Source organism: Rhizobium sp. LARHSG275, assembly GCF_052871115.1.
Window position 1 is genome coordinate 1 of sequence record NZ_JBIXJN010000022.1, and the last position, 14,224, is coordinate 14,224.

Here is a 14,224-nt window from a genome sequence, read left to right on the forward strand (position 1 = left end):
GGACATTCCAGTAGATCAATCATCGTTTCCTCCTCGGTTGGGATGAAACGAAAGCGCTTTCGTGTTGTAGTTTTTACCATCCGATCCATTATTAAGAAAATCGTTTGATCATATAGAAACTATCGGTGAAATGAATTTCGCGACCTTTGATCTCAATCTTGTACGTGTGCTCGACGCCTTGTTGCGGGAAGGGTCGACCGTGAAGGCCGGTGAGAAACTTGGAATGTCCCAGTCAGCGGTTTCCGGCGCACTCTCAAGACTGCGTCATGCGCTCGATGATCAGCTGTTCGTCCGTCATGGCCAAGGTTTGCGCCCGACGGATTATGCAAGAGGTTTAGCCATGCCTCTTCGTGAGACGCTCGACAGGATGGAGGCGTTGTTCAGTGGCACCTCTTTTGATCCCGGTAGCGCCAGCCTCACTTTCAAGTTAGCAGGAAGCGATTTCTTTGCGGAGATGCTGATGCCGCGGCTGGCGCGCGAGATTCACCAACGTGCTCCGGGTATTCGGGTGCAATTGGTCGACCTCGTCCCAAACAGCTACATCGATTCTCTTGAGCGGTATGAAGCCGACATGGCTCTCATTCCTGATGCAGAATTTCCAGACTGGATCGACCGACGTGCGCAATTCCGGTCGTCCTTCACAACTATCGCCCGAAAAGGAAACGCAGCGATCGAAGCAGCCGGAATAAAATCTGGCGCAACCTTGCCGATCGATCTTTTTTGCGATCTCGGGCACATCCTCTTCTCGCCTGAAGGAAAAACAAAAGCCATGGGTGATGCGGCACTGGCCAAGATCGGACGAACTCGGAAGGTGGTCATGACGGTTCCTGTTTTCTTCGGCGTCTGCCGAGCTGTGAGCGAGAGTGATCACATCGCACTCGTCCCTCGACAATTGGCAGAGCGCTTGGCGGATCTTTTCGGGCTCTCCCTCTATAACGCGCCCATGCCGCTTCCGCCGGCCCTCATCGTCGGCGTGTGGCACAAGCGGGCGACAGGGAACCCCGCCCATCATTGGATTCGGAACCTGATCGCCGAGATATTGCTGCCACTTAATGTCGGCGAGCAGCCCCTGCCAAATGAACTGCGCTGACGGTGCTTTTTCGCGTCGATCGGCAAGTACAGTCGGTTTCGAGGAGGCGCAGCGGAAGTCAACAGCTTCGCCGCAGATCAGTTCTCTTCCATCGGAACTCTCAAGACCTTCAATCACGAACGAGGGCTGTCTGGTTCTGCAGCCATGGGCTAGGTTACCCTAGGACTAGGGCGATTGTTTCTTGTAGTTCTTTTATTGAAAAGGGTTTTCCGATGAGCGGCTGGTCCGCGAAGTCGTCGGATAACCCACTCTGCCCATAACCGGTGCTGAATAAGAACGGTATGCCGCGCTCGCGCAGTATTTCTGCAACGGGAAAGCTTGGATGACCAGCCAGGTTGACGTCTAATATCGCCAGATCGACCGTCGCGGTGGCGGCAAGCCCTCGTGCTTCGGCTAGCCGAGCTGCGGACGCTACGATCTCGCAGCCGAGATCTTGAAGCATGTCCTCGATCATGAGAGCCACGAGCCCCTCGTCCTCTACGACGAGGACCTTGAGTCCGAAATAGTTGCTCATGCCTTAACCGCCTCGACAGGGACGATTATACGGCAAGTAACACCAGCGGGCTCAAAGGCGAGGTCAAACTCACCTGCTAGATCTCGCTCAATACAACGCTCCATCAGGCGGCTGCCGATGCCGCGACGCGTCGGAGCGCTCACCGGCGGCCCACCGACTTCCAGCCAGTCGAGGACCAGCTTCGCCCCCTCTCCCTCGAGATGCCATTTGACTGATAGCATGCCCATTTCCGATGACAGCGCCCCATATTTGATGGCATTGGTGGCAAGTTCGTTGAGGGTCATCGTCAGGCTCAGCGCGGTGCGTGGATCGAGAACGACTGAGGGGCCGTTAATCTTGATCTGACCCGCAGCCTTACTGGCCATTGGGGTCATTACTTCCTGTGCAAGCAAATCCAGAGGCGCGTCCTTCCAATGATGCCTGGTCAACAGATCGTGGGCCCGGGACAGCGCAAGCAGCCTTGCCTCGAACCGCTCCCCGAAATCCTGCAAGCCGTCGGCATGTCGTGCCGTTTGCCCCGCCAGCGATTGTACGGTGGCGAGCGTGTTCTTCACCCGATGATTGAGCTCGTCAATGAGGATCTTCTGCTCGTTCTCGGCCTTTTTGCGCTCGCTGATGTCGACCAGCATGTTTATCGCGCCAACCAGATTACCATCGGCATCATGAAGGGGCGTGGGGTAGGGAATGAAGGGAACGCGACTGCCATCGGGCCGCTCGGCGATCGCCTCCGCGCCTCGAACTGGACGATCTTCTCTCAGTGCCACGGCCATCGGGCACTGGTCGTGCGGCAAGGGACTGCCGTCCAGATTATAGAGGCGCCAGGTGACGCACCACATATCGCCGGGTTGAGGCGTGCGGCCGGACATCTCCACGGCTGCCTTGTTGTAGAAGGTGATGCGGCCTGTCGCATCGGTTGTATAAACGGCCGCCGGCAGCGCCTCAAGCAGATCACGCATGTGCTGCTCACGTGCGCGTATCTGGTCCTCCATTTGCTTGGCCGCGGTTACATCCTGCAGAACGCGCACGCCATACCGAAAGCCGCCGGCCCCATCCCTCACCGACGAACTATGAACGTCAAGGTAGACCATAGTGCCATCGGGCCTGATCGCACGTTTCCGGATGAAATAGGTGTCCAGATCTCCCTGGAGCTGTCGCGTGTACTGAGCCGCATCTTCCTGCCGATCCTCCTCCTCGGTGTAATCGTAGAAGGTCATGCCCAGCAGCTCTTCACGGGAGCGTCCCAGCATCCCGCATAGCGCGTCGTTGACGCGAAGGAGGCGTCCTTGCGCATCCGCCTCGGCAATGCCGATTGTGGCCGCCTCATAGGTGGCCGCCAATCGTTCCTCGCTTTCGCGACGTGCGGTCTCGGATTCGAAAAGCTCGGTCACATCGGTCGTGAAGCAGCACGTGTTGACGAACTGCCCATCTTGGAAACGGCTGTTGGACGTAATCAGCACATGTTTGATGGAGCCGTCCTTGGCGCGCAGCCGTGCGGGGTACCGATCGAGCTTGTCGCCGCAGGAAAGCTTGTGAAGGATGTCGCCAATAACAGGCGCGTCGGCGTGAAACTCCGCTATGTGGCGGCCGACATATTCTTCGGACGCGTATCCCAGGAGGGCCAGTTCCGCCTTGTTCGCATGCTGAATAATACCGTCGCCAGTGACGATGTGGAGGCCGATGGCGCTGTTTTCGAAAAAGTCATCGAGATCAGAGCCTTTTCGGCGCACTTCCTCTTCTGCTGCCTTGCTCGCGGAAATGTCCTGGAAGCAGTTTATTGCTCCCTGAACCCTGCCGTCGTGATCTTTCAACACACGAATGTTCACGAGCGCGACGAAGCGCGAGCCATTCGGCCTCTCAATGATTACTTCGGCGTTGCGAGCTGGGGTGCCGTTGAAAACGGCCGTTGCCATCGGGCAGACTTCGTGTGGAAGCGGCGCGCCGTCGGGAAGAAAAAGGCGATGGGAGCCGCAGAAACGCTCAGGAGCTTCCTCGAGCGACGGTGCGCGCCCCCAAAGTTCTGCCGCCTCCGCGTTGTAGCGGACGAGCCAGCCTTCACGGTCGCAAAGATAGACTGCCCCCGGTATCGCATCAAGAACGCTCGGCGCTGCCGCGACCAACGCGTCATATTCGCTCAGTTTCCTCGTGGCAGCGGGAAATTCCTGGACATTCGACATCAGCGATCCTGCACCTGCTACTCTTTGGTGACCCACGCACCGGATCTTCCGCTCAAGGCGCAGATCAGATAACCCACTGAAACGACCGAGGCGGCTATTCGTTCCTTGCAATGCAGCACGATTCCAGAGGTGATCCGGAGCGCGTTGTCCTGGTAGCTGTTGGTGCAGGTCCAGTCCGGGAACACCGGAGCCGCTCCGATCAGGGGCCTCTCCGAGCATTTGGGCAGGCGATCCCAGCCAGGTTTCGACAGCGGGCCAGATGGACAGGTCAGCGATGCTATTTGCGCGCGTAGTACCGTTCCAAGAGGTCGATCATGCTCAACTTGCTCCGCGCTTTGGAGAACATGCAACAAGGCGTCGTGTTGCTTGATGCAGACCTACAGGTTTTGGTGTTCAACACCCAAGCGGCGGAATTGCTGCGGGCTCCAAAGGGCGCGATCGAAGCCGGTATCAGCGCGGCGAGAATGGCCGCTACACCAACAGTTTCGATAGGGCTATCTGGTGGCTTCCTTCCGGGAGTGGAGGTCGCGCGCAGGACCAGCCGCGTTTTCCCGCCGGTCACAGTGAACGCTGCATGTTCGAATACGGTCAAGAGCACAGATCGGCACGGCTGAAGTATCCCTGCTAGGCAGGAGCGATTTGCTCTTCATCCTGCATTCAGGGTCGATGTGGGAAACTGAAGCATCTTCTTGGGGGTGTTTGCCATGACCAAGGATTATTTAGCTGCGAACAACATACCATTGCAGAACGAGGATATTTTGATCTGCAAAAGAGTCTTCGATCATATCTGCGCCACGGGCACATAACGGGCGGCGAAGCCTGCGACGAACTCGCAACCCGGATCATCTATTTCTATCAGCATGGCGTCACGAACGAAGCCAGCTTAGAACCTACTCGCGAGGGTTGCCGGCAAATAGAGGCGGTCGTAACTGTTCGACATGCCCGCAGTCATTCCGTGTAGCGGAGGAACGATATCTTATCGGCAGCGTTTTGCGAGGATACTCAAGATCCTGGGAGGATAACATGAAGATACTGGTCATCTCTGCGGCATCATTGTTTCTGTCACTTGGCGGGGCGGCGGTCGCGCAGACTACGACGGTCGTCGTTCCTGGCGAGGTCAAGACCTATGTCCAAAAACAGGAAACGCCATCCGTCACCTTTGAAGGTGACGTCGCAGTCGGCACGGCGCTTCCTGACACGGTCGAGATCCACGCAATCCCCGATCAACCTGATTACGGTTATGTAGTCGTCAACAAAAAACGTGTGCTCGTCAATCCGAAGACCCGCACCGTGATTGAGGTCATCCAATAAATTGAAAGGATCGCGGGCCTGTTTTTAAGGCCCGCGATTCCTCTATTATTCCACCCACGTCCCCATCAGCTAGCGTTCGCTCGGGGGGCAAGAGTTGAGTTCAGCCTGGCATCCACCGCAGCCAGCCGCCTCAGATGGCGCCGTAACCGCGGGGTCTCCTTTGGGCCTTCGAGACACGAAGGAGCAATTCGATCGTCAAATTTCGCCCTCTTCATTCGGGGTCGATCTCACCGTTTGCTGCGGCAAGCGGAGCCATTGCGTGGGGTTCGGCAGATGCGTTCTCAAAAGATCAGCCGGGCGATCATCGGGCATGATCGAAGATGGCGAGAACCTGGTCTTTCCCATTCGGGTCCCGACTTTGCTGCCACCGAGATTTCGTATGGGCGCTGACTGGTCGCGCCTCGGCATGTGAACTGCCTTACCAGCCATAGCTGAAGGTGGCGCCACTGCCGTTATCCCCATCCTGCACCACATCCGTTTCAGTATTTCGTCCATACTGGAAAATGCCATAGGCATTGTTGTTGCCGTTCTGCCGCAAGGTCCCGGAATGACCATTGCCCCGTTGCCGGATGAAGCCGAGGTTGCCGCGGCCACCCTGAGCGATACCGGCCGCGTTACCCCGGCCCAGCTGCCGGATGTCGGCATCTTTCAGGCCGCGGTAGAGCGAATAGACACGCAGCCCGGTTGAGAAAAGACCCGCATCCTCGGTGTTGTCTGGTGCGAGGTTGAACGAGATTCGGCCGCCGGCATAGGCTGGCACAGACAAGGCTACTTGCGCCAGGCTCCCAGCAAGAAGAGTGACGGTAAGGATCTTAAACACGTTGCGGGTCATTCTGATCTCCATTTCCGGCTGCCTGAGCCGATGATCAACTTTCGCCTCTGGCAGCTGAACCCAGTCGGAACTGCCCGTTCAGTTGTCGTTCAGTCGTTTCGACCTGAAAGCAAAAGGACGCCGGAAACCGGCGCCCTTTAGGAAAATTGCAGCCTGTGGAGGCCGATTAATCACCGCCGATCTGTTTCGTGCAGCTGAGACTTCTATCCGGAATGACGACGTCCAGTGTGGCCTTGTATTTGGCTCCTTTGGCGTCGAGCGCGACCGAACTAAGGATTGCCGCATGTCCCTCGACGGCATCAAAATCGCCACTCTGGTTGATCGAGGAGCTTCCGCCGTCTCCCACTTTTTCGACATGGAAGGTGTAAGTCCCGCCGACATGCTTGTCGGCGTGGACGAGCGCGTCCAGTCTCACCATACCAGCCCCAGGGGTTGCTTTGATTTCGCAAAGCTGCGCCCCGCCAGATTGGTTGGCAGTCGTCATGGCGGAAACCGCGCCGACGGGAAGCAGGACCAGCGCGAGAATCGTCATCGCGCGGCGCGGATGTTTGATGCTATTTGGCATGGTCGTTTCCCTTGATGGTCTGCTGTTGCGATCTTGACCTGTTTCACGGCAACCTGCAGTCGCCTAGGGGCAGGCCTGGACGAAGGCCGCGACATTGCCGTTACCGCCCTGGCTGACATTGGCGCTGCAGCCGTGGCCGACCTGGACGCCGGCCGCGATGTTGCCATTACCGTCCTGGGTAAGGATGGTCGTATGGCTGGAGCCGAATTGGCCAATGCCCGCTACGTTGCGGTCGCCGCGCTGATAGGTGGCGCCATAGTTGTCGTTGCCTTCCTGACCGACAGCTGAAAGATTATGGCGGCCATACTGACGGCCGAGAACCCGGTTATAACCACCGTTCTGGTAGGTTCTGATCCGGTTTCCGTATCCTTCTTGCGCCCCACCGGCAGAGTTCGACCAGCCATATTGTTCGATACGAACATCATTGGCCATGGCGGGGGCTGCGACGGCAATGCCGATGAGAGCGACGAGTGCGGTTGCAATGATAGACGTGCGGATCATGAATATGTCTCCTCAGGCGGATAAGACCGCGGTTGAACGTCTTTCTTCTAGGCGCTTCCTTTGGAACGGAAGCTGAAGGCACCGTTCAGTCGGGGTTCATTCGCGGAGATCGGCGCAACCGGGCGGGCTGTACGTGCCTGGCCAGGAAGTTTTGACGATATGTGTTCCGGGGTCGTCCGTCACAGACAAAATAACGCAGACGACCTATACGATTTCGGCTCTCTCAGAGCGCGACGACTTGGCAGACGCACCAGCCCAAGACGTTGATGCCGGCCCATCGCGAAAGAACAGACTTGTCTTCATTTTCGCTTCAGTTACGCCTAATCCAGCGCTCATAAAGAATGGCTAAATATCGATACAAGCTCGCCAGCCGTCACTGGCGAAAGCACATACGCTTGGCCCCGACTGGGGGCTCACAGGAACTGCATCGCATGTTGATTGGAAGAAACCGCTATGCCTTCTCTTCTTGGGACAACAGGGCTGAGGTGTAAAAAAACGACTTGGACATTCGTTGCCGTTGTGCTGGTTTTGGCCGGTATCGCTTCCGTAAATCCAGCCGAAGCGCAAGCTTCCCCTGAAAAGAGAATAGGCTTCGTCGTTGGCAACGCCGCCTATAAGGCAGGCGCCTTGCCGACGCCGGCCAACGATGCCGGGCTGATATTCCTGGGGTCCCAATCGGCCTTGAGCCAGGATGCAAAATCCTCCGATAACCAGTGGATCATAACCCTTGGCGGATCCGTCGAATACGGTCCTTCCTATGAAGGATCGAAGCACCTTTCTTTCAGTGGTATGCCGTCTTTCGATTTTCGACGGTTCGGCGAAGCGCCTGAATACAGCGCGCCGGACGATAATATCGACTACGGTCTGTTCGATATCGGCGGCGTCGAAATCGGCTCTGTCGTCGGCCTGAGAGGAGGGCGGTCGGCATTCGACGAATCCGAACTGCAGGGTTTGCATTCGGTCCAGTGGAATCTGGACGCCGGCGTCTTTGCGCAATACTGGCCGATAGAGGATCGCCTGCGTGTGCGGGCGGAAACACGGCAGGCGTTGTGGGGCGGCGACGGTTTGCTTGCCGATCTCTATCTCGATTGGTTCCAGCCGGTCGGCGATCGCTGGCTACTGTCTGCGGGTCCGCGGATGTCTCTGGCAAACGGCGCCTATATGCGCAACAATTTCGCAGTTTCCGCCGAGGAAGCTGCCAATAGCGGTCGCGTCGAGGCGTTCGACGCGAATGGCGGTCTCAAATCCATCGGTTTCATGGTGGCTGCCACCTATACGCTCTCACCGGCCTGGAGCGTGCAGATCTACGACAAATATAGCCGCCTGGTTGGCGATGCCGCCGACAGCCCGGTCACCTCAAGACTTGGCTCAGCCGACCAGAACGTCATTGGCATCACACTCAACCGCTCCTTCCAGATCGGCTTCTGAGCTTTGCGCCGCCGCTTTCTCATGCTGGCCGATATAGTCCCGCGTCACGGGAATGACGTCGTTGCGCTTGCTTAGCTGGATCTGGAAAACCACCAGATCTTCGTAGCGGAATGCGGCTTCGGCGCTTGCAAGGTAGAATTCCCACATGCGGCAGAAGCGTTCGTCGTAAAGTGCGGCAGCCTCTTGCCATTGCGCCAGGAAGCGCTGCCGCCAATATGCCAGCGTCCAGGCATAGTGCAGGCGGAGGACCTCGATATCGGCAACCGCAAGACCCGCTTTTTCAATTTCGGGAAGGATTTCCGACAGTGCAGGAATGTAGCCGCCGGGAAAGATATATTTGTCGAGCCAAGGCGTGGTGAAGCCGGGTGTCGCCGAGCAGCCGATGGTGTGCAAAACCATGAGGCCATCATCTTCCAGCAGGTCCGCACATTTCTCGAAGAAGGCGCGGTAGGATGCGAGGCCGACATGCTCGAACATGCCGACCGACACGATCCGGTCGAACCGTCCGCTCAGGCTGCGATAGTCCTGAAGGGCAAACTGGATACCCGCCTCCATTCGCCCGTGTTCGGCAAGCCGCCTCAGGGCATAGCCATGCTGCTCTTCCGACAGGGTGATGCCGAGCACATGCCCGCGCGGCACATGCCTGGCCATATGCAGGGCCAGCCCACCCCAGCCGCAACCGATATCGAGCACACTCTTGCCGGGCTCAAGCTGCAATTTCGCGGCGAGATGCCGCTTCTTGGCGCGCTGCGCCGCATCGAGCGATTGGTCGGACCTCTCGAAATAGGCGCAGGAATATTGCCGGTCCGCGTCGAGGAAGAGCTCGTAGAGCCGGCCATCCAGATCGTAATGGTGGGCGACATTGGCTTTGGAACGCGCCGGCAGATTGCGATGGCGGAAGGTGCGCAACCGGGTGCGGGCGCCATCGATCAGCCGGGCGACGACGGGATGTCTGGCGTTCTGCGCCTCGCGCAACATCATTGCCAGGAAGTCGTAAAGCGAACCATGTTCGACGAGAAATCGGCGGTCCATGTAGAGTTCGCCGAGCCGCATATCGGCATCGATCAGGAAGGCCCATTGCGCAGCCAGATCGGCAAAGCGCACATGCACCCGTTCACCGGATGCGTCACCAAAGGAGAGCAGGCTGCCATTGGACGTGGTAACGTCGAGGGAACCGTGGGTGACGATGCGAGAAAGTGCCCGCGCCATGATCCAGTTGGTGAAAGCCGCGGCCACGGCGCCGATCCTCTCGAAGATGAAGCGTTGTGCTTGCGCCATCACCGATCCTTGACAGGATGCGCGTGGGGCAGCGCGTGCCCGCTGCGTGGGTCATTGACCGGGTGCGTCGCCTCCGATGCGCCGGCGATCAGCCAGACGCCGGCAAGGATCAGGCCGCTGCCGACGATCTGGAGTGCGACGACCGGCTCGCCGAACATCGACCAGCCGCTCGCAATGATCAGGACATAGCTGATACCCGAGAGCGGAAAGGCCCGGCTGAGGTCGAGTTCGGCCAGAATGGTCATCCAGACGAAGAAGCAGGCAACCTCGACGACGAGGGCCGCCAGGATCCAGTGCGAGGCGAGTGCGTCGTGCGCCAGGGTCGCTCCGTCCGCACCGGTCAACTGCACGGCGCCGAGCTTCATGAAAATCTGAAACAGCGTGTTGAGGACCGGCACGGCAAGCCATGTCAGGCGCATCGATGTCATCACTTGGCCTGCTCCGCGGAAAAAAGTGGGGAGATAAGCCGCAGCAATGTCTGCAGCACGGGATTTCGGTGGCGGAAAAACATGGTGTTGGCCGTTAGTTGGCTGCCGAGCCGTACCTTGTTTTCATAATATGCCTGGCCGCTCTGGTAACGGCTGAGACCGCTATCGAGGCAATAACGCAGATTGGTGAACCAGCTCAGGAAATAGAGATTGTACGGCCGTCCCTGTTCGCCATCCATGCAGAAGAACTTGTCGATCGCGACGCGATCATCGTGAACGATGAGATTAGCAGCCAGCGGCTCGTCCCCGACATAGTAAAGGACGCAGAACGAACGGCCGCGCATATGGGTCAGGATCCCCTCGAAATAGGCGGGCGTCAGCTCTTCGAACTGCCATTCGCTGCGATTGCGCGTATCGTGGTAGAGCGCCATGATACGTGCCAGCACGTCACCCACATCCGTTCTGATTTCGACCCTGACGGCGTCGAAGGACTTCATCTTGCGCCGCATGTCCTTGCGCGTGCCCGCAGACAGCCGGGCCATGTACTCGTCGATCGTCTGAAAATCGATATCGAGCCAGGCGGATGGCAGGCCGCCGATTGCGGCATAGCGCCGTTCTGAAAACACGGCACCGAATTCCACGGCGACCGGCGCGGGAATATCCTTGATCCCCATCAGCGAGCAGCCTTCCTGAGCCGCAAGACTTTCGAAGGCGTCGAGCAGTTCGCCGAGCAGTGCTTCACGACGTTCCTCCGGCACCTCGGCATGAAAGCCTATGACGCCGTTTTCGGTGCACGGCGAGCCGAGGCAGGCAAGCCGCAGCACCAGGAAGCCTGAAACGTGCCGTCGCACGCGGCGGATCAACCGGCGCGGCAAACCCTCTTCCAGTGTCGTGTCCAGCGGATAGGGGCACAGGAACGCCGGCACGGCGGCGCTGATCCTTCCGTTCTCGACGATCGTAATGTAGCGCCAATCGAATTCGCCGATGCCGGCGTCTTCGATCGCCAGCAGGCAATCATAATCTTCGACCTGGCCGCGGTAGCAGGCATTCCATGCTTCGCGGCCGATGGCTCGGATCGTGTCGTAGACCTGTGCGACCGGCTCGCCGTTTTCGGCGGGAAATTGTCTATAAGCGAGCTTCAGCATGGCCTGCCTCAAAGAAATTGGCCGTGAATTCGGCCACCAGTCGATGCTGGCGGTCGAGATGGATCATGTGGTAGCTGTCCTTGATCCACTTGAGTTCATGCGGCCCGCCGATGTGATCGGATATGTAAAGCGCATGCCGGGGATTGCTGAGATCGTCCTCTTCGGCGTGGAGGATCAGGGTTGGCGTCCGGATCTCAGGCAGGGTACCCCGAAGCGCCTTGCCCAATCGATACATTTCGACGATGCCGCGGCCGGGGAATTTTTCGAGCATGCCTTCGCCCGCCATGTCCTCGACCAGGCGGCGCATGCGATCATCCTTGATGCCGAGCGATTGGTTTTCCCTGAAGTTGAGACGGTCGAGAAACGGCACCCGTGACAGCCAGCCGATATGCGGCGACAGCATCGTATAATGTCGCGGAACGTCCCAGCCGTCATAGTGGAAGCAGGGCGAATAGATCGCCACCGCCTTGATCAGGTCCGGCCGGTGCTTGGCAGCCAGCAATGACAGCTTGCCGCCGACGCAGATGCCGGCGGCAAAAACCGCTTGCGTGTGTTCTGCCAGGAATTCGGATCCGCGCACGACGCTTGCCAGCCAGTCTTCCCACTGCGTGCGGCGCAGCGTCCTGATGTCTTCGCCATGACCGGCCAGCAACGGAGCGTGAACGCTGTAGCCGCGCCGGTTGAGCTGGCGCGCTAAGAGCTTCATTTCGGCCGGCGCGCCCGTCAAGCCGTGGATCAGCAGCACACCTTTGCCGTTCGTTCCCGGCAGGAAGAAGCTCAACTGCTCAGATCTCATGCCGAAGCTCCAGCTCGCGGTTTTCCGGGGCCATGAAGCCGAACGCATGGCAGGTGCTGATCACGTGCGTGCCGGCCCTTTTCTGCTCGTCCTTGATCTGTTCGTGCAGGGCCGAGAGTTTCGTCCAGTGGGTGCGCGGCCGGTAATGATGTTCGGCATGATAGCCATTGCCGAACCACAGCCAGTTGTAGAAGGACTTGTGGCTGCTCACGCCCCAGGCAATCGGTTCGTCCGGGTCACCATGAAGATGCTCGTAATAGCCGTTGAGCGACGACAGGCAGTTGCCGGCATAATAGAAGGGCACGAAGAACAGGACGGCCTTCCAGTCGTAGATCAGCGCAATTGCCGCCAGGCCGAGAAAGGCCAGCAGTTCGAAACGGCCCCATGCGGCGTCGAAAGGACGGTTCTTGGCGATGGCCTTGTGAATATCGCCGAGACTGTCGCGGAAGAAGCTCTTCAGCGTGTAGGACCAGACATTCTCCGGCTCGCCATTCTGGCCATAGCGGTAGATCGACAGCAGATCGATCGTACCGCCGTTTTCATCCGGCCGGTCGCTGTTGCCAGAGTGATGGCGCATGTGCACCCAGTGGTAATAGGTCTGAGAAAAACCGATCGCCACCGACTCCAGCAGGCTGAAGCCATAATTCATCCAGCGCGGCTTGAAATAGGGCGTGTGGATGAAATTGTGCGAGATGCTGTTGATGTTCCAGGATATCGATACGGCATAGAGGCAACCCAGGATCGCTGGGACCCAGAGCGGCCGGCTTTCGAAGCCGACGATCAGGTAGATGTCAAAGACGAGATGCGCGAAGGCCGCAAGCACGGGGGCGGCATCCCATCTGGTATGAGCAAAGATTCTCATAGTCCGGTTGCTCCTACGCAGGCCACGCCGGCGGTAATGAGAAACACGCCCGCTGCGTGGCGAAGGTTGATATTTTCCTTGAAGACGGCGGCACCCGCGACGACGGTCCCGACATAGCTGAGCGCCATCAGCGGAAAGGCGATGGTCAGCGGCACGCGGGCGAGCACGGCCGTCCAGGCAAGCAGTTCGATCGCCCAGAAGGCGATGCCGAGCCAAGTCAGCGGCTTGGCCAGGGTTGCCAGAACGGCGCTGTCGCTGGCCGCCTGCTTGAAGCAGACCTCGCGGGCGGTTTCCGCCAGCACGCAGAACAGGATCAGGCCGAACATCGGCAAGGTGAGGCCGCCGGTCATTCCATCGATTCCGCCAGGACTTCCAACAACGCGTGATTTGCGGCGCTGTTGATGTTGCGCACGGCATCCGCCGCCTGCCGCAGCCGCGGCTGATCGATGAAGATTTCCGCCTGCTTCAGCAGCCGGGTCTTCAGGCCGCCGGCGTAGCTCGGCATCGAATAATCGCCGATGACGTCGGCGCCGACGACGCGATGGCGGCTGCCGATCTCGCTGATCAGCGCCATCAGATAGGGCAGGCGCATGCGACCTTGATCCCAGTTGGTCACGGCGTCATCGGCGCCAAGCACGTCCTTGTCGATCGTGAAATAGACCGCCTCGGTGCCGATGCGGCTGAGGATCAGGTCGATGAAATTCTCTTCGCCGATCTCGGAGATGGAATTCCAGTAGAGGGCGCGCCCGTCCTGCCGGTAGCTGGCGCCGCTGCCGTATTCGGCAGAGACGCGGCTTGGTGGATGCTCGTAAGGGTAAAGCTCCAGCTTGCCTTCCCTCAACCAGCGCAGATTGGCGCCCTTACGTTCGGGATTGCGCAGATCGCTACTGCAGACGCCGACCGTGACGACCTTTTCTATCTTGGGGTTCAACAGGGCACTGTTGATCCACGAGCCACAATGCATGCCGCCCTCGAAGTTCACCCAGTCCGGGTGATTGTCGAAATGAACGAGAGTAGTCGAAACCGGCCGCCGTTCGAGGGCCGTATCGAGCAGCAGAGCGGTCACATGGTGGAAGTCGCCCGAGCCCATGAAGGCAAGCTGCGGTCCCCGGCCTCGAGAGGGCAGCGATCGGGATATATCCCGGCCAAGGTCGGACAGCATCTTCTGCCTGCCCCACAATCTGATTGCACTGCCGCCCCGCTTGTCGACATGGTGGCACGCGCCTACAAGCGTGCAGGCGCGCACGAAGTCCGGCTGCAACTCCAAAGCATCGTCGAGATGAAGGAGGAGAAGCTGCAC

At 58.8% G+C, this 14,224-nt stretch carries 16 protein-coding genes; 4 read left to right on the forward strand and 12 right to left on the reverse strand.

Features of this window, described 5'->3' with window-relative positions; translation table 11 throughout:
- The first annotated feature begins 130 nt into the window (after nucleotides 1-130).
- Nucleotides 131-1,090, forward strand: coding sequence for a LysR family transcriptional regulator (locus ACIPSK_RS25980; RefSeq protein WP_446532981.1), 960 nt, complete (start codon nucleotides 131-133; stop codon nucleotides 1,088-1,090).
- Between the two features lie 154 nt (nucleotides 1,091-1,244).
- On the opposite strand, the gene ACIPSK_RS25985 is transcribed toward ACIPSK_RS25980, so the two are convergent.
- Both ACIPSK_RS25985 and ACIPSK_RS25990 read right to left on the reverse strand, forming a co-directional pair.
- Nucleotides 1,245-1,604: a response regulator gene (locus ACIPSK_RS25985; protein ID WP_446532982.1), complete on the reverse strand. Its 360-nt coding sequence runs from the start codon at nucleotides 1,602-1,604 to the stop codon at nucleotides 1,245-1,247.
- Entirely contained in the window at nucleotides 1,601-3,778 is a 2,178-nt protein-coding gene (locus ACIPSK_RS25990) for a PAS domain-containing sensor histidine kinase (protein WP_446532983.1), read from the reverse strand. The genes ACIPSK_RS25985 and ACIPSK_RS25990 overlap by 4 nt, the downstream gene beginning before the upstream one ends.
- A gap of 314 nt (nucleotides 3,779-4,092) precedes the next feature.
- Between ACIPSK_RS25990 and ACIPSK_RS25995 the strand changes: the two genes are divergently transcribed.
- Both ACIPSK_RS25995 and ACIPSK_RS26000 read left to right on the forward strand, forming a co-directional pair.
- A complete protein-coding gene (locus tag ACIPSK_RS25995; protein ID WP_446532984.1) occupies nucleotides 4,093-4,392 on the forward strand; it encodes a PAS-domain containing protein in 300 nt (99 codons plus the stop codon).
- Between the two features lie 409 nt (nucleotides 4,393-4,801).
- Complete coding sequence (locus ACIPSK_RS26000) at nucleotides 4,802-5,089, forward strand: DUF1236 domain-containing protein (protein ID WP_446532985.1); 288 nt, start codon at nucleotides 4,802-4,804, stop codon at nucleotides 5,087-5,089.
- 418 nt (nucleotides 5,090-5,507) lie between these two features.
- Here the strand turns inward: ACIPSK_RS26000 and ACIPSK_RS26005 are convergent, their stop codons facing one another.
- The 3 genes from ACIPSK_RS26005 to ACIPSK_RS26015 form a co-directional block, all read right to left on the reverse strand.
- The gene (locus ACIPSK_RS26005) at nucleotides 5,508-5,921 is read right to left on the reverse strand and encodes a curlin (RefSeq protein ID WP_446532986.1); all 414 of its coding nucleotides are present in this window, start codon (nucleotides 5,919-5,921) and stop codon (nucleotides 5,508-5,510) included.
- A 166-nt stretch (nucleotides 5,922-6,087) separates the two neighbouring features.
- Nucleotides 6,088-6,486, reverse strand: coding sequence for a curli-like amyloid fiber formation chaperone CsgH (csgH, locus tag ACIPSK_RS26010; protein ID WP_446532987.1), 399 nt, complete (start codon nucleotides 6,484-6,486; stop codon nucleotides 6,088-6,090).
- Between the two features lie 63 nt (nucleotides 6,487-6,549).
- A complete protein-coding gene (locus ACIPSK_RS26015; protein ID WP_446532988.1) occupies nucleotides 6,550-6,987 on the reverse strand; it encodes a curlin in 438 nt (145 codons plus the stop codon).
- 627 nt (nucleotides 6,988-7,614) lie between these two features.
- Here ACIPSK_RS26015 and ACIPSK_RS26020 point away from each other — a divergent pair.
- Nucleotides 7,615-8,415, forward strand: a complete 801-nt coding sequence (locus ACIPSK_RS26020) for a MipA/OmpV family protein (protein ID WP_446532989.1) — start codon at nucleotides 7,615-7,617, stop codon at nucleotides 8,413-8,415.
- On the opposite strand, the gene ACIPSK_RS26025 is transcribed toward ACIPSK_RS26020, so the two are convergent.
- Genes ACIPSK_RS26025 through ACIPSK_RS26055 form a run of 7 tightly spaced genes read right to left on the reverse strand, consistent with a single transcriptional unit; the run spans nucleotide 8,356 to nucleotide 14,224 of the window.
- The gene (locus tag ACIPSK_RS26025; protein ID WP_446532990.1) at nucleotides 8,356-9,693 is read right to left on the reverse strand and encodes a class I SAM-dependent methyltransferase; all 1,338 of its coding nucleotides are present in this window, start codon (nucleotides 9,691-9,693) and stop codon (nucleotides 8,356-8,358) included. The genes ACIPSK_RS26020 and ACIPSK_RS26025 overlap by 60 nt on opposite strands.
- Entirely contained in the window at nucleotides 9,693-10,121 is a 429-nt protein-coding gene (locus ACIPSK_RS26030) for an EamA family transporter (RefSeq protein WP_446532991.1), read from the reverse strand. Before ACIPSK_RS26030 ends, ACIPSK_RS26025 begins: the two co-directional genes overlap by 1 nt.
- Complete coding sequence (locus ACIPSK_RS26035) at nucleotides 10,121-11,266, reverse strand: GNAT family N-acetyltransferase (RefSeq protein ID WP_446532992.1); 1,146 nt, start codon at nucleotides 11,264-11,266, stop codon at nucleotides 10,121-10,123. Before ACIPSK_RS26035 ends, ACIPSK_RS26030 begins: the two co-directional genes overlap by 1 nt.
- Nucleotides 11,247-12,062 carry an alpha/beta hydrolase gene (locus tag ACIPSK_RS26040; protein WP_446532993.1) on the reverse strand — a complete coding sequence of 272 codons (816 nt, stop codon included), beginning with the start codon at nucleotides 12,060-12,062 and terminating at the stop codon, nucleotides 11,247-11,249. Before ACIPSK_RS26040 ends, ACIPSK_RS26035 begins: the two co-directional genes overlap by 20 nt.
- The gene (locus ACIPSK_RS26045; protein ID WP_446532994.1) at nucleotides 12,052-12,924 is read right to left on the reverse strand and encodes a fatty acid desaturase family protein; all 873 of its coding nucleotides are present in this window, start codon (nucleotides 12,922-12,924) and stop codon (nucleotides 12,052-12,054) included. Before ACIPSK_RS26045 ends, ACIPSK_RS26040 begins: the two co-directional genes overlap by 11 nt.
- Nucleotides 12,921-13,274, reverse strand: a complete 354-nt coding sequence (locus ACIPSK_RS26050; RefSeq protein ID WP_446532995.1) for a permease — start codon at nucleotides 13,272-13,274, stop codon at nucleotides 12,921-12,923. The genes ACIPSK_RS26045 and ACIPSK_RS26050 overlap by 4 nt, the downstream gene beginning before the upstream one ends.
- A complete protein-coding gene (locus ACIPSK_RS26055; protein ID WP_446532996.1) occupies nucleotides 13,271-14,224 on the reverse strand; it encodes an arginase in 954 nt (317 codons plus the stop codon). Before ACIPSK_RS26055 ends, ACIPSK_RS26050 begins: the two co-directional genes overlap by 4 nt.

Coding starts and splice junctions, on each gene's coding strand:
- ACIPSK_RS26000 (WP_446532985.1), top strand. CDS start 4,802: ATGAAGATACTGGTCATCTCTGCGGCATCATTGTTTCTGTCACTTGGC.
- ACIPSK_RS26035 (WP_446532992.1), bottom strand. CDS start 11,266: ATGCTGAAGCTCGCTTATAGACAATTTCCCGCCGAAAACGGCGAGCCG.
- ACIPSK_RS26045 (WP_446532994.1), bottom strand. CDS start 12,924: ATGAGAATCTTTGCTCATACCAGATGGGATGCCGCCCCCGTGCTTGCG.
- ACIPSK_RS26050 (WP_446532995.1), bottom strand. CDS start 13,274: ATGACCGGCGGCCTCACCTTGCCGATGTTCGGCCTGATCCTGTTCTGC.
- ACIPSK_RS25985 (WP_446532982.1), bottom strand. CDS start 1,604: ATGAGCAACTATTTCGGACTCAAGGTCCTCGTCGTAGAGGACGAGGGG.
- ACIPSK_RS26025 (WP_446532990.1), bottom strand. CDS start 9,693: ATGGCGCAAGCACAACGCTTCATCTTCGAGAGGATCGGCGCCGTGGCC.
- ACIPSK_RS26015 (WP_446532988.1), bottom strand. CDS start 6,987: ATGATCCGCACGTCTATCATTGCAACCGCACTCGTCGCTCTCATCGGC.
- ACIPSK_RS26030 (WP_446532991.1), bottom strand. CDS start 10,121: ATGACATCGATGCGCCTGACATGGCTTGCCGTGCCGGTCCTCAACACG.
- ACIPSK_RS25990 (WP_446532983.1), bottom strand. CDS start 3,778: ATGTCGAATGTCCAGGAATTTCCCGCTGCCACGAGGAAACTGAGCGAA.
- ACIPSK_RS25995 (WP_446532984.1), top strand. CDS start 4,093: ATGCTCAACTTGCTCCGCGCTTTGGAGAACATGCAACAAGGCGTCGTG.
- ACIPSK_RS25980 (WP_446532981.1), top strand. CDS start 131: ATGAATTTCGCGACCTTTGATCTCAATCTTGTACGTGTGCTCGACGCC.
- csgH (WP_446532987.1), bottom strand. CDS start 6,486: ATGCCAAATAGCATCAAACATCCGCGCCGCGCGATGACGATTCTCGCG.
- ACIPSK_RS26005 (WP_446532986.1), bottom strand. CDS start 5,921: ATGACCCGCAACGTGTTTAAGATCCTTACCGTCACTCTTCTTGCTGGG.
- ACIPSK_RS26040 (WP_446532993.1), bottom strand. CDS start 12,062: ATGAGATCTGAGCAGTTGAGCTTCTTCCTGCCGGGAACGAACGGCAAA.